Annotated in this window: 15 protein-coding genes and 1 tRNA gene; 10 read left to right on the top strand and 6 right to left on the bottom strand. The window is 58.4% G+C overall.

The genetic code is table 11. The annotated features are described in order from the left end of the window. Positions 1–25 precede the first annotated feature (25 nt). The 3 genes from AADJ11_RS03695 to dgcN are packed head-to-tail and all read right to left on the bottom strand — an operon-like array spanning position 26 to position 2,902. Positions 26–886: a D-amino-acid transaminase gene (locus AADJ11_RS03695; RefSeq protein WP_341233201.1), complete on the bottom strand. Its 861-nt coding sequence runs from the start codon at positions 884–886 to the stop codon at positions 26–28. A 3-nt stretch (positions 887–889) separates the two neighbouring features. Then, positions 890–1,855: an N-acetyl-D-Glu racemase DgcA gene (gene dgcA / locus AADJ11_RS03690; RefSeq protein WP_341233200.1), complete on the bottom strand. Its 966-nt coding sequence runs from the start codon at positions 1,853–1,855 to the stop codon at positions 890–892. Positions 1,856–1,900: 45 nt separating this feature from the next. Then, complete coding sequence (gene dgcN, locus AADJ11_RS03685; protein WP_341233199.1) at positions 1,901–2,902, bottom strand: N-acetyltransferase DgcN; 1,002 nt, start codon at positions 2,900–2,902, stop codon at positions 1,901–1,903. Positions 2,903–3,152: 250 nt separating this feature from the next. On the opposite strand from dgcN, the gene AADJ11_RS03680 reads away from it, so the two are divergent. The 3 genes from AADJ11_RS03680 to AADJ11_RS03670 all read left to right on the top strand — a co-directional run bounded on the left by AADJ11_RS03680 (position 3,153) and on the right by AADJ11_RS03670 (position 5,847). Further along, positions 3,153–4,112, top strand: a complete 960-nt coding sequence (locus AADJ11_RS03680; protein ID WP_341233198.1) for an L-malyl-CoA/beta-methylmalyl-CoA lyase — start codon at positions 3,153–3,155, stop codon at positions 4,110–4,112. A 107-nt stretch (positions 4,113–4,219) separates the two neighbouring features. Further along, positions 4,220–4,819, top strand: coding sequence for a LysE family translocator (locus AADJ11_RS03675; RefSeq protein WP_341233197.1), 600 nt, complete (start codon positions 4,220–4,222; stop codon positions 4,817–4,819). A gap of 65 nt (positions 4,820–4,884) precedes the next feature. Further along, the gene (locus AADJ11_RS03670) at positions 4,885–5,847 is read left to right on the top strand and encodes an acetyl-CoA carboxylase carboxyltransferase subunit alpha (RefSeq protein WP_341233196.1); all 963 of its coding nucleotides are present in this window, start codon (positions 4,885–4,887) and stop codon (positions 5,845–5,847) included. A 59-nt stretch (positions 5,848–5,906) separates the two neighbouring features. Here the strand turns inward: AADJ11_RS03670 and AADJ11_RS03665 are convergent, their stop codons facing one another. Continuing rightward, positions 5,907–6,557 (bottom strand): GntR family transcriptional regulator, encoded by a 651-nt coding sequence (locus tag AADJ11_RS03665; RefSeq protein ID WP_341233659.1) that lies wholly within the window; start codon positions 6,555–6,557, stop codon positions 5,907–5,909. Between the two features lie 138 nt (positions 6,558–6,695). After that, positions 6,696–7,385, bottom strand: coding sequence for a SprT family zinc-dependent metalloprotease (locus AADJ11_RS03660; RefSeq protein WP_341233195.1), 690 nt, complete (start codon positions 7,383–7,385; stop codon positions 6,696–6,698). A 112-nt stretch (positions 7,386–7,497) separates the two neighbouring features. On the opposite strand from AADJ11_RS03660, the gene AADJ11_RS03655 reads away from it, so the two are divergent. The 4 genes from AADJ11_RS03655 to AADJ11_RS03640 all read left to right on the top strand — a co-directional run bounded on the left by AADJ11_RS03655 (position 7,498) and on the right by AADJ11_RS03640 (position 9,777). Beyond that, positions 7,498–7,821 carry a TIGR02300 family protein gene (locus tag AADJ11_RS03655; RefSeq protein ID WP_341233194.1) on the top strand — a complete coding sequence of 108 codons (324 nt, stop codon included), beginning with the start codon at positions 7,498–7,500 and terminating at the stop codon, positions 7,819–7,821. 116 nt (positions 7,822–7,937) lie between these two features. Continuing rightward, positions 7,938–8,013, top strand: a tRNA-Ala gene (locus AADJ11_RS03650). Positions 8,014–8,183: 170 nt separating this feature from the next. Next, positions 8,184–8,777 (top strand): TetR/AcrR family transcriptional regulator, encoded by a 594-nt coding sequence (locus AADJ11_RS03645; protein WP_341233193.1) that lies wholly within the window; start codon positions 8,184–8,186, stop codon positions 8,775–8,777. A gap of 19 nt (positions 8,778–8,796) precedes the next feature. Then, positions 8,797–9,777 (top strand): zinc-binding dehydrogenase, encoded by a 981-nt coding sequence (locus tag AADJ11_RS03640; protein WP_341233192.1) that lies wholly within the window; start codon positions 8,797–8,799, stop codon positions 9,775–9,777. A 79-nt stretch (positions 9,778–9,856) separates the two neighbouring features. On the opposite strand, the gene pobA is transcribed toward AADJ11_RS03640, so the two are convergent. Beyond that, positions 9,857–11,026: a 4-hydroxybenzoate 3-monooxygenase gene (gene pobA, locus AADJ11_RS03635; protein WP_341233191.1), complete on the bottom strand. Its 1,170-nt coding sequence runs from the start codon at positions 11,024–11,026 to the stop codon at positions 9,857–9,859. Between the two features lie 97 nt (positions 11,027–11,123). Between pobA and AADJ11_RS03630 the strand changes: the two genes are divergently transcribed. The 3 genes from AADJ11_RS03630 to AADJ11_RS03620 all read left to right on the top strand — a co-directional run bounded on the left by AADJ11_RS03630 (position 11,124) and on the right by AADJ11_RS03620 (position 13,263). Beyond that, entirely contained in the window at positions 11,124–11,981 is an 858-nt protein-coding gene (locus tag AADJ11_RS03630; protein WP_341233190.1) for a helix-turn-helix domain-containing protein, read from the top strand. Positions 11,982–12,083: 102 nt separating this feature from the next. Beyond that, positions 12,084–12,959, top strand: a complete 876-nt coding sequence (locus tag AADJ11_RS03625; RefSeq protein ID WP_341233189.1) for an urease accessory protein UreD — start codon at positions 12,084–12,086, stop codon at positions 12,957–12,959. A gap of 1 nt (position 12,960) precedes the next feature. Further along, positions 12,961–13,263 (top strand): urease subunit gamma, encoded by a 303-nt coding sequence (locus AADJ11_RS03620; protein WP_341233188.1) that lies wholly within the window; start codon positions 12,961–12,963, stop codon positions 13,261–13,263. Position 13,264 lies beyond the last annotated feature (1 nt).

Below are 13,264 nucleotides of genomic sequence, written 5' to 3'. Positions count from 1 at the left end.
ATACGCCCCGTTCCGCCGGTCCTACCTAAACAGCCGCCTTGCGCATCTCGTCCAGATAAATCTCGCGCAGGCGTGGCGCGATCCGCCCCGGCGTGCCGTCGCCCAGCATAACGCCGTCAATCTCGACCACAGGCATCACGAACGCGCTGGCGGATGTGGTAAACGCCTCGTCTGCAGCCTTCGCCTCGTCGATGGTAAAGTTGCGTTCTTCCACTTCCATCTGCGCCTCTTTGGCGAAACGCAGAACGGCGGCGCGGGTGATACCGTGCAAAATATCGTTGCTTAGCGCGCGGGTGATGATCTTGTTACCCTTGACGATATAGGCGTTGTTGCTGGTGCCTTCGGTGACGAAACCATCCTCGACCATCCACGCATCATCGCAACCGGCTTTCTTGGCCATCATCTTGCCCATCGACGGGTACAGCAATTGCACCGTTTTGATGTCGCGACGGCCCCAGCGGATATCTTCGATGCTGATGATCTTGGCACCTTTTTTCGCGGCAGGGCTGTCGGCCAAACCGGGCTTGGACTGCGTGAACAACACGATCGTCGGCTCGGTCGTCTCGGGGTCAGGAAAGGCAAAGTCGCGGTCGCCGTCAGACCCGCGCGTGACCTGCAAATAGATCAGCCCCTCCTCGATCTCGTTCAAGCGCACCAACTCGCGGTGAACCTCAAGCAGATCATCTTTCGAGATCGGGTTGCGCATCTCCAACTCGTTCAGCGAACGGCTTAGACGGATGGCGTGGCCTTCAAAATCAATCAACTTGCCATCCAGAACCGAGGTTACCTCGTACACCCCGTCTGCCATCAGAAACCCGCGATCAAAGATCGAAATCTTGGCTTCATCCTCAGGCAGGTATTCGCCGTTCACGTAAACAGTCCGCATGTCTTATCCCCAAAGCTTGGCCGTGGGCGGATGCACCCCGGCTGCGTCAAATATCAAAGCATTTTGACGGTCTTCGGCCAGAAGAAGCGGGCCGTCAAGATCAACAACCTTTGCACCCTGCGCCACCAGGGTGGCCGGGGCCATCGCCAAAGACGATCCAACCATGCAGCCAACCATCACGTCATAGCCCTCGGCCAGCGCCGCATCGCGCAGGGCAAGCGCCTCTGTCAGCCCACCGGTCTTGTCCAGCTTGATGTTCACCACATCATACTTACCCTTCAACTTGGGCAGGCTGGCCCGATCATGGCAGCTTTCGTCGGCACAAACCGGCACCGGCCGGTCCATCCCGATCAGCGCATCATCCTCACCTGCGGGCAACGGCTGCTCGACAAGCGACACACCCAGCCGCACCAGATGCGGTGCCAGATCGGCATACACCTGCGCGGACCAGCCCTCATTCGCATCAATTATAATTTGCGCATCAGGGGCCCCGGCGCGCACGGCCTCAAGCCGGGGCATATCGTCTGGCGTGCCCAGCTTGATCTTAAGCAAGGGCCGATGCGCATGCAGTGCCGCCTGCGCCTGCATCTTTTCTGGCGTATCCAGCGATAGGGTATAGGCCGTAATCTCGGGTCCCGGCGCTGACAAACTGGCCAATTCCCAAACCCGCTTGCCGGTCTGCTTGGCCTCAAGATCCCACCACGCACAATCGATCGCATTGCGCGCAGCACCCGCTGGCAAAAGATCATACAGATCTGCTCGCCCGAACGATGACGGCAACCCCTTGATCTCGGCGGTCACGCTCTCAAGCGTCTCGTCATAACGGGCATAGGGCACACATTCGCCCCAACCCGTCACGCCGCCATCCGAAATCCGCACGGTCAGCACCTGCGCCTCGGTGCGCGACCCGCGTGAGATCGTGAATACCTGCGCCAGCCGAAACACATCACGGCTTACCTCAATACGCATACCCGTTCCTTCATTTTGCCAAATAAACTCTCCCCGAAGGGCCGGTCAGAGAGCTGCCAAAGCGTCTGCCAATCTATGGCCCCCTTGGCGGAAGGGATCAACAGCGGGCAAGCCAAGCCGTGTTTCCACCTCAGCGAGATAGGCCTCAGCCTCCGCTTCCGACATGTGCTGCGTGTTGATCGAAATGCCAACGACCTTGCAACCAGCGTTCGCCACCTTTGCCAGCGCCAACGCAGTATCGCGAACCGCTTCGAGGCTTGGCAAGGTGTAGTCCGGCAAACCGCGCATGGTTTTGCGCGTCGGCTCGTGGCACAAGATCAACGCATCAGGCTGGCCGCCGTGGATCAAGGCTAGGGTCACACCAGAGAAGGACACGTGGAACAGGCTGCCCTGCCCTTCGATCACGTCCCAGTGGTCATCGTCATTATCCGGCGTCAGATGCTCGATCGATCCGGCCATAAAATCGGCGACAACAGCATCCAAGGGCACACCTTCGCCCGTGATCAAGATGCCGGTTTGTCCGGTCGCGCGGAAGGTGCTTTTCATACCCTTCTTCTGCATCGCTGCGTCCAGCGCCAAAGCGGTATACATCTTGCCGACAGAGCAATCAGTCCCGACCGCCAGCACCCGCTTGCCGCTGCGCTTCACGCCCGTTGCAATGGGATATGGTTCGGACGCAATACGCACGTCGTGCAAGGCGCGGCCGTTCTTTTCCGCCGCGCTGGCCAGATCGGCCTCGTCGCGCAGAAGGTTGTGCAATCCAGATGCCAGATCAAAGCCCATATCCAGTGCCTCAAGCAGCACTGATTTCCACGCGGCACTGATCACACCGCCGCGGTTGGCCACACCGATTACCAAGGTCTTTGCGCCAGCCTCTTTGGCCTCGGCCAAGGTCATATCGGCCAGACCCAGATCGGCCTTGCATCCGTCCATACGGAACTGAGCCACGGCATTGTCCGGGCGCCAGTCCTTGATGCCTTGTGCGACTTTAACAGCCAGTTGATCAGGCGCGTCGCCCAGGAAAAGAAGATATGGTGTTTCAATCATCGCTACGTGCTCCGGCAAAATAGGTTTGCGTCATTTTCGCTGTTTCTAGCGACAAGGGGATTGCAAGTCTGCCCCCATGACAAGTCATTGCGAGAGATTAATGTGCATATTCATCTTTTCGTCGAATATTTGTGCAAGACGCCACGGGAGCCAATGCTGCACCTGCGAAATCTGGCTTGCGACCCGCTGTGTAATTTAATACCAACTCAAGCAACCCACTTGTAACATTATTACCCAAGGAAACCCGATCATGAGCTTTCGCATTCAGCCAACGCCGCCCGCACGCCCCAACCGCTGCCAGCTGTTTGGGCCCGGGTCCCGCCCTGCCTTGTTTGAAAAAATGGCCAGCTCGGCCGCTGATGTGATCAACCTTGATCTAGAAGACAGCGTCGCACCGTCAGACAAGGACACCGCCCGCGCCAACATCATCGGGGCCATCAATGATATTGATTGGGGCAACAAGACATTGTCCGTGCGGATCAACGGGCTCGATACCCCCTATTGGTACCGCGACGTCGTTGATTTGCTGGAACAAGCTGGCGACCGTCTGGACCAGATCATGATCCCGAAAGTTGGCTGTGCTGCGGATGTCTATGCCGTGGATGCATTGGTGACTGCGATCGAAACAGCCAAGGGCCGGTCAAAGCCCATCGCGTTCGAAGTAATCATCGAATCGGCGGCGGGCATCGCCCATGTCGAAGAGATCGCCGCGTCCAGCCCGCGCCTTGAGGCGATGAGCCTAGGTGCCGCGGATTTCGCAGCATCCATGGGCATGCAAACCACCGGCATCGGTGGGACGCAGGAAAACTATTATATGCTTCATGATGGCGTGAAACATTGGTCTGATCCGTGGCACTGGGCGCAAACAGCCATTGTTGCCGCCTGCCGTACCCACGGTGTGCTCCCAGTCGATGGCCCGTTCGGCGACTTTTCAGACGACGACGGTTTCCGTGCGCAGGCGCGTCGCTCCGCCACTTTGGGCATGGTCGGCAAATGGGCGATCCACCCCAAGCAGATCGCCGTTGCGAACGAAGTCTTTACCCCCTCCGAGGAAGCCGTTGCCGAAGCGCGCGAAATTCTCGCCGCGATGGAAACCGCAAAGGCAAATGGTGAGGGTGCCACCGTTTACAAAGGCCGCTTGGTCGATATTGCCAGCATCAAACAGGCCGAAGTTATCGTCCGTCAGTCGGAAATGATCGCGGCGCGTTAATTTAACCATACCACGCGGGGGGCCAGCCCCCCGCACCCCCCAGGATATTTGCAAGCCAGAGAAAAGGGGGGCTTGGCGCGGGTGCCGAGTTCGGGCATCAGTTGGGGATGACTTTTGATCTACTCTCGGCCCTTGCGCTATTTGTCTTTATTACATCCATCACACCGGGGCCGAACAACCTGATGCTGATGGCATCGGGGGCAAATTACGGTTTTGCCAGAACGGTCCCGCATATGCTGGGGGTCACGATTGGCTTTATGATCATGCTGTTGCTGGTCGGGCTTGGATTGATCCGCGTTTTTAATGCGTTTCCGGTGATCTATATCATCCTCAAGGTATTGAGCGTTATTTACCTGCTCTACCTTGCCTATAAGATAGCAACCGCTGGCCCTGCCCAGCAAACAGCGGCAGCGGGTCGCCCGATGAGCTTTCTTCAGGCGGCCGGGTTTCAGTGGGTTAACCCCAAGGCCTGGGCCTTTGGGTTGAGTATCATCACGATTTACGTGCCCGCAGCGGATTTCGGCCCATTGCTGATTACGGCTTGTGTCGTGGCGCTGACAGCGTTTCCATCGGTGACACTATGGACCGTGATGGGCAAGGAAATGGCGCGTTTCTTGACCAACCCGCGGCGTTTGCGGGTATTTAACTGGACGATGGCAATTTTGCTGGTTGCATCCTTGCTGCCGGTACTTTGGCCAGCGGGCTAAAAGGCCCGCGTTGCAAAGGCTGCAAATCAACGCCATATAGCGCATAACCTAACGCGGAGCATGTGATGACACAGTATCTGGATTTTGAAAAACCACTCGCCGAGATTGAAGGCAAAGCAGAAGAATTGCGCGCCCTTGCACGGTCTTCGGAAGGAATGGACGTCAGCGCCGAAGCAAAAGCGCTGGATCAAAAAGCCCACCAGATGCTGGATGATTTGTACAAATCCCTGACCCCATGGCGGAAATGCCAAGTGGCGCGGCACCCCAACCGCCCGCATTGCAAGGACTATATCGAGGCCTTGTTCACCGACTACACACCGCTGGCCGGCGATCGCAATTTTGCAGATGATTTGGCGGTGATGGGCGGTCTTGCCCGATTTAATGACATGCCCGTCGTGGTGATCGGCCATGAAAAGGGTAACGACACCAAGTCGCGGATTGAACGGAATTTCGGCATGGCGCGCCCCGAAGGATACCGCAAAGCCGTGCGGTTGATGGATCTGGCCGGTAAATTCGGTTTGCCTGTCATTACCTTGGTCGACACCCCCGGTGCCTATCCCGGCAAAGGGGCAGAGGAGCGTGGCCAATCCGAGGCCATCGCCCGCGCCACCGAAAAATGCCTGCAAATCGGCGTGCCGCTTGTATCGGTTGTTATTGGCGAAGGCGGCTCTGGCGGGGCTGTGGCATTTGCAACGGCGAACCGGCTCGCGATGCTTGAGCATTCCGTTTATTCGGTGATTTCCCCCGAAGGCTGCGCATCGATCCTGTGGAAAGACGCCGAAAAAATGCGCGAAGCTGCCGAGGCGCTGCGTCTGACGGCACAAGATTTGAAACAGCTGGGCGTTAATGACCGCATCATCCCCGAACCACGCGGCGGCGCGCATCGTGATCCGGCCAGCGCCATCAAATCTGTCGGCAAAACGATTGAAGGCATGCTCAAGGACTTGAGCGGTAAGAACAGCAAGGCGCTGATCGCTGACCGGCGGGCCAAATTCATGGATTTGGGGTCAAAAGGTCTGGCGGCGTAAGCCGAGGCGACTAACCTTTATTAGCAAGAAAACGGGTCGTGCTTTTTTGACATCCAGCCTCAGGTCGCGAGCATGCGCAACCCTTGGGTGACGTCGGTTCTGACCGCAAGGCGCAGGCCCGGCTCGTCACCTGCACGCAGCGCTGCGATAATCAACCGGTGGAAATGTGGTGGTTCAGTCCGGCGTAAACGGCCATACAGCGCCCGCATGGTTGGCCCCATTTGCAGCCAGACGGTTTCTGCCATTGCCAGCATCGCAGGGGCCTGCGCGCGCAAGTACAACGTGCGGTGAAACTCCAGATTGGTGCGAATGTAGCTGACGGCATCGCGGTGGGCGACAGCTTCGGACACTGCGTTGTTTATGGTCTGAAGCCGATCGATCAGTGCGAAATGCGCACGGGGCAGCGCGCGGCTGGCCAGTTCCACCTCGATCAAGGCGCGCAATGCCGCAAGCTCCTCGATCCGCTCGTTGCTGAGTTCCGGGGTTGAGATACGACCCGAGGCTGACATCGTCAGCGCCCCTTCAGCAACCAGACGGCGCACAGCCTCGCGGGCGGGGGTCATGGAGACTTCGTATTCCTTACCGATCCCCCGTAGGGTCAGGGCATGGCCCGGCGGCAAATCGCCATGCATAATACGGCTGCGCAATTGCCGATACACTCGGTCATGGGCAAGCGGATTTGCGTCTAGGGGGCGAGGGTTCAGGTTCATATTACCGTTGTGATCACAAAACTGGGTCGCGTCAACGTCAAGCTTGATCGGGTGCGACAGGTCAATCGCCAATCAACTGGCTGAACCGAAGCAGATAGCCGTCCAGATCCTGTATCAAGAACTCCGATACCTACTATTCTAGTTAAATCGGTAACGGTGCAGATCGCTGCCGTTTTGGCGCAGCCAGCGGCGTGCGTCTTTGTAGGGGCCATAGATTCGTTCGACCTCGGCCCAGAAGGCGGGCGAATGATTCATCTGCGCCAGATGGGCGACCTCGTGGGCGGCGACATAATCCAGCACCTCGGGCGGGGTCAGTATCAGGCGCCACGAAAACATCAGCCCGCCATCGGATGTGCACGACCCCCACCGGGACCGCGTATCGCGCAGGGTCAGCTTGCTATAGGGACGCCCCAAAGCGGCGGCGTAGTCATCGCAGGCCCCCGCCAGCCGGTCCCGCGCAAGCTCTTTCAAATGCGCGGCAAGCCTAACCGGCACGCGGTCTTCGCGCCCCGGCACGGCGATTGTATCAACGCCCAGTTGAACGCGGCGTCCCTGCCCCTGAATGACCTGCACCATGCGCCCGCCCAAGGGGAACTCCGCACCGATGCCAATGGGAATATCCGCGCCGCGCGCCTCCAAATGCTTGCGAATCCATTCCTCTTTCTCGCGCGCGAATGCGATGCCCTCGGCCTCTTTCAGGCGTTTGGGCAGGGTCAGGGTGACGCGGCCATCCAGCTGCGAAATGCGCAAAGATATACGCTTGGCCTGCGCTGAACGGCGCAGGATTAGCGGGATTGGCGGATTGCCGGGCAGGAACGGATCGGGCATTTCGGGCTTTCGGGCGAATACGGGGTGGCGATTGCCTTTGACAGTTCCTATCTCATATGGCACTTGGCCTGAATCATCTATACGCAACAACACTTTCAAAAAGGGGACTTCGATGCCCAATGAAGAATGGGGAACCAAGCGCCTGTGCCCCACAACGGGCAAGCGGTTCTACGACCTGAACAAAAACCCGATCATCAGCCCGTACAGCGGTGAGGTTGTCGAGGTCGACAACTCCAAATCCCGTATGATCGCCGCCGACGCCGAAGATGCCGTCACAGCAAAAGCCAAAAAAGGTGATGTTGAGGACGACGTATTGGTAGATGACGACGACGTTGATGTGGATCTGGATGACGATATTCTGGACGATGACGACGACGATGAAGATACAGTTCCGCTGGAAGAAATCGCGGACGTAGCGGCCAACGACGACGACTGATTGAAGTTTCGAAGGCGGGAGTGGATTTTCCCCTTGATCCCGCCTTCGCTTGCGCCTATTCAGCGGCGCAGCAGCCATCCCGGGTTGCGACGACGACCGGATCATTGATCCACGATGGGGCCTTAGCTCAGCTGGGAGAGCGCCTGCATGGCATGCAGGAGGTCAGCGGTTCGATCCCGCTAGGCTCCACCAAACCACCCCCCTTTTTTCCAGCACCGCCCAAGCGCCAAGTTACTTGGCCTTCACGTGTGTGCTTTCCTTCCGACTTTGAACCGTGCTGCAAGTATCGCCGGGCCGTTTCTCAATAAACTATTTCGCGACCGCCACTAGACGACTGGTCTATTACTTCCTATCTACCCCTCATGACAGAGCAAAAGAAATCAGACCTGACACGTCAAAAAATCCTGCAAGCAGGGCGTAGCCTGGTCAGCCAGCATGGTTTTGGCGCAGTGGGCTTGGCGCGTATTCTTAAGGAAAGCGACGTTCCGAAAGGATCGTTCTACTACTACTTCCCGTCAAAGGAGGCTTTTGGCCAAGCACTGCTGGCGGATTACGTCACCGACTATCTTGGCCGGGTCGATGCCCTTTCAAATGGTCCGGGGTCTGCCCATGATAAATTGATCGCCTTTTGGTCGGCTTGGCTGACACATGCAGAGGCCGAAGGCATTGCCAGCCAATGTCTGGTCGTCAAGCTGGGCGCAGAAGTGGCCGACCTATCGGAAGACATGCGCCAAGTGCTTGATGCCGGTGTGGGCGCGCTGGTCGACCGCATCGCAGCATTGCTGGTGCAAGGGGCCAAGGACGGGTCGATCGTGACCATCGACGATCCGCAGGCCACGGCACAGATGCTCTATGCGAAATGGTTAGGTGCGGCGATTCTGTCAAAACTTGCACGCAATGAAACCCCGCTTAGGCAGGCCCTTTCCGAAACAAAGAAAACCCTTTCAACACCATAACCCAAAGAAGAGAATACACATGAAAGCTGCAATTCACGATACATTCGGCGAACCCATCGACGTTTTGAACGCTGTTGAGATCGACAAACCCACCGCTCGTGCGGGCGAAGTGTTGGTCAAGATGACCCTGTCACCGATCCACAACCACGATCTGTGGACCATCCGTGGCAACTATGGCTACAAGCCCGAATTGCCCGGCGCGATTGGCGGCTCGGAAGCCTTGGGCACGGTCGAGGCGGTTGGCGAAGGCGTTGACGATGCAATGGTCGGTAAACGCGTCTCTATCGCAGGTGTTCACGGCACGTGGGCCGAATATTTCGTGGCCCCAGCCGCAGGCGTGCTGCCCCTGCCCGACATGATTTCCGACGTTGCGGGCGCACAGTTGATCGCGATGCCGTTCAGCGCCATTTCACTGCTCGAAACGCTTAAGGCGAAAAAGGGCGATTGGATCATTCAAACCGCCGCCAACGGTGCCGTGGGCAAGATCATGGTGACGCTGGCCAAGGCGCGCGGCATCAACCTGCTGAACCTCGTACGCCGCGGTGAAGCGGTGAAAGAGCTGACGGACATGGGCATCGAAAATGTGCTGTCGACATCCGACGCTGATTGGGTGCAAAAGGCCCGTGATATCGTTGGTGAGGCCGGCGCCGCATCGGCAATCGATTCTGTGGGCGGCGACGTATCCGCCGATCTGGTTGAATTGCTGGGCTTGGACGGCGAACTGGTCGTGTTCGGGACCGCGACAGGCGCACCAATGCCGCTGTCTTCGGGTGCGTTGATCATGAAGCACATCACCGTAAAAGGTTTCTGGGGCTCGCGCGTCAGCGCAGATATGGACCCCGAAGAGCGTAAGCGCCTGATCACTGAACTGGTGACATTGGTCGCCAAGGGCGAACTGGTGCTGGAAGACGGCGGCGTCTTTGCGCTGGATGACGTTGCCAAAGCGATGAAAGCGGCGCTGACGCCGGGCCGCGCGGGCAAAGTCATGATCCGCGGCTAATCTGCCACGCCAAAAACACGCAAAACCCGGCCCTTGAGTTCATCAAAGGCCGGGCTTTTTCATGAGGATCGCCGCCTGACTAAAGAGGCAGGCCGATATAGTTTTCCGCCAAGTCACGCCGCGCCGTTTCGCTTTGAGAAAGATGCCTCAGGGTGGCCTTGCGCATCTGCGCGGCAAAGCTGTCTTCGCCGTCAAACTGATGCAGCATTGTGGTCATCTGCCAGCTAAATCGCATAGCCTTCCAGATCCGCGCCAAGGCGCGATCTGCATAACTATCAACACCCGCGTGATCCCCCTTTTTCAGCGCGGCAATCAGCGCGTCATGCAGATAATACACGTCTGACACAGCAAGGTTCAGCCCCTTGGCCCCGGTCGGCGGCACGATATGGGCGGAATCGCCGACCAAAAACAGGCGGCCCCACCGCAAGGGTTCACTGACAAAGGACCGCAATGGCGCAATTGATTTTTCAATCGACGGGCCGGTCACCAATGCATCAGCGGTTTCTTTGGGCAGGCGCATCTTCAAGGCCTCCCAAAAACGGTCATCGCTCCAATCCTCGACCTTGTCGGTCAGCGGGGCCTGAACGTAATAACGCGACAGGTTTTCATTGCGCATCGACGCCAGTGCAAAGCCGTGGCGCGAATTGGCATAGATCAGTTCGTGATTGGCGGGCGGGGTGCGCGACAGAATGCCCAGCCACCCAAAGGGATACACCCGTTCGAACTCCTCGCGTTTATCGGCGGGTATCGTCTGGCGGCTGACACCGTGAAACCCGTCGCACCCCGCCACAAACTGGCAGTCAATGCGCTGGCGTTCGCCATCGACCGTGTATTCCACATAAGGCGCATCCGTCGTGACATCATTGATCACCACATCTTCGGTGTTGTGAATGATACGCGTGCCCATCGCGTCTTGGGCGTTATACAGATCGGCGGTCACTTCGGTCTGGCCGTAAACCATGACTTTTTTGCCCGTCAGTTCGTGAAAGTTGATCCGCACCATCAGATCATCATCGGTCAGGTAACAGCCTTCGTGGGGGATACCTTCGCGGTCCATGCGGTCACCAACGCCTGCCTCGCGCAGCAACTGCACGGTGCCACTCTCCAGCACGCCTGCCCGGATTCGGTTCAACACACGCTTGCGCGATGTCCGTTCGATAATAATGGTGTCGACGCACGCGCGGTTCAGCAGTTGCGACAACAGCAAACCCGAAGGACCACCCCCGACGATGACGACCTCTGTTTTCATAACGTGCCTAATTCCCTTCGTGATGTTGATGGGAAACTAGGGGGCTTGGGGCATTGCGTGAATGGACCGGCAGCGCATTCGCTGGTACTATCCGTGCATGACGCATCTATCCCGCATCCCTGATTACATGCTATATGGCGAAACAGACGCCTTTCCCGATGTGGTACATTGCGAACATATCAAGGACCGCGCGCCCGATCATGGCTGGCGGATCGCGCCACATCGGCATGCCCAATTGGCGCAGGTGTTCTTTATCCAAACGGGCCATGCGACGTCAGTCGTTGACGGGCAGGAATTCGAGCTTGCCGATAACCAACTGTTCTATGTGCCGGCGCAGGCCGTTCACAGTTTTGCTTTCGCCCCGAACACCCAAGGGATGGTGCAATCCTTTCCCCTCTCTGTGCTGCGCAGCATTGCGCCCGCCACTGATGATGTTGCACGCGCGCTGTCGGTGCCATTTGTCACGACGCCTGACCAAAAATTGCTGACATTGATGGCAATGCTGGATGCCGCATTGGAGGATGGCAGCCCGTACCGAGCGCAAACGGCCCTGGGCCTGGCGCATGCGGTTCTATCAATGACCGCCACCCTGAACCCCACCCCCCAAGGGGGTGCTGGCACCAAGCGGGATCGCAGGCTTACGCGCCTTGATCAGCTGATCAGCGATCCGCAAACCGCCGGATGGCGCGTACAGGAATACGCCGCAGAAATGGGGTTGAGCACGGGACACCTTAGCCGTCTGTGCCGCGCCGCAAACGGGTTGTCCGCCTCGGCCTATATCGAGGCACATATCATCCAAGAGGCATGCCGCCTGCTGGCCTTTACCCAGCTTTCCGTGGCCGAGGTCGGATATAGGCTGGGATTTGCCGACCCATCCTATTTCTCGCGGCGGTTTCGGGCTGTCCAACAAGAAACGCCGTCAGTCTATCGTCAGCGATTTGTCACCCAGTCATAGCTCGCTCTCTTGCTTAAAAATTGGGCAGTAGGCAGAAACTCAGCCTGATATTTGCCCGAAACGGGCCGTTTGCCATCGCTCCGGCCGCGAATCCCGCTATCCATGTTCAGGCTTTTAGCGCCACGACGGGAGGGGCCCATTAACATCGCGACACATATCGACCTTGTGCCAAATGCACCGTCACAACCCCGCGCCTTGGGTGATCTGTCTGTGGCCAGCAAGACATATGGTGATGCGTCGGTGCTGGGCGACTTGTATCAATCCGGATGCCTCAAAGCGCTGTTCCCGCGTGCCAACGCGGCGGGTCTTACGGGCGTTTTTCTGAACACATCCGGCGGGATGACAGGCGGCGATCGCCTGACGATCCGCGCCGATGCCGGGCCAAATAGCCGGTTAACCCTGACATCCCAAGCAGCAGAGCGTGTGTACCTTGCCCAACCCGGCCCGCCCGCGCAGTTCACCACAACCCTGCGCGTCGCTGACGCGGCGCGTATTGACTGGCTGCCCCAAGAAACAATCCTGTTCAACGGTGCCGCCCTGAAGCGCCGGCTTGAGGTTGATCTGGCACCAGATGCCACCTTCTTTGGGGTTGAACCGCTCGTGTTCGGGCGCGTGTCGATGGGTGAAACCCTGACCAAGGGCCATTTTGCCGACAACATCACCATCCGCCGCGACGGACACCCGATCTTTGCAGATGCCGTACGCCTGTCCGGTGATATCGCCGCGCAAATGTCCGGCCCTGCCACCGCAGCGGGCCAGTTCGCCATGGCCAGCGTGATCTATGCCGCCGCCGATGCCGAAGGTCTGCTTGGCCCGTTGCGTGCGCTGTTACCCGCGACCGCCGGTGCCAGCCTGATCCGGCCCGGCGTGCTTTATGCGCGTATTCTCTCCCCCGACAGCTACATCCTGCGCCAGTCACTGGTGCCTATTATTGCCCGCCTGCACGGCGCGGCCCCACCTAAAACATGGATGCTTTGACATGCAGCTAACCCCCCGTGAAAAAGACAAACTGCTGATCGCAATGGCAGCCGAGGTTGCGCGCAAGCGCCTTGCCCGTGGTGTAAAGCTGAACCACCCCGAAGCGATCGCCCTGATCACCGACACCGTGGTCGAAGGCGCGCGCGATGGCCGCAGCGTTGCCGACATGATGCAGGCGGGTGCCCAAGTCATCACCCGCGACGACTGTATGGAAGGCATCCCCGAGATGATCCACGACGTTCAAGTCGAAGCCACATTTCCCGACGGCACCAAGCTGGTCACCGTCCACAACCCTATCCGCTAGA

The sequence above is a fragment of the uncultured Sulfitobacter sp. genome (assembly GCF_964021855.1).
In the GTDB taxonomy this organism is placed as follows: domain Bacteria; phylum Pseudomonadota; class Alphaproteobacteria; order Rhodobacterales; family Rhodobacteraceae; genus Sulfitobacter.
The sequence above is the reverse complement of the archived record's forward strand: the minus strand, read 5'-3'. Positions and strand labels throughout refer to the sequence as shown.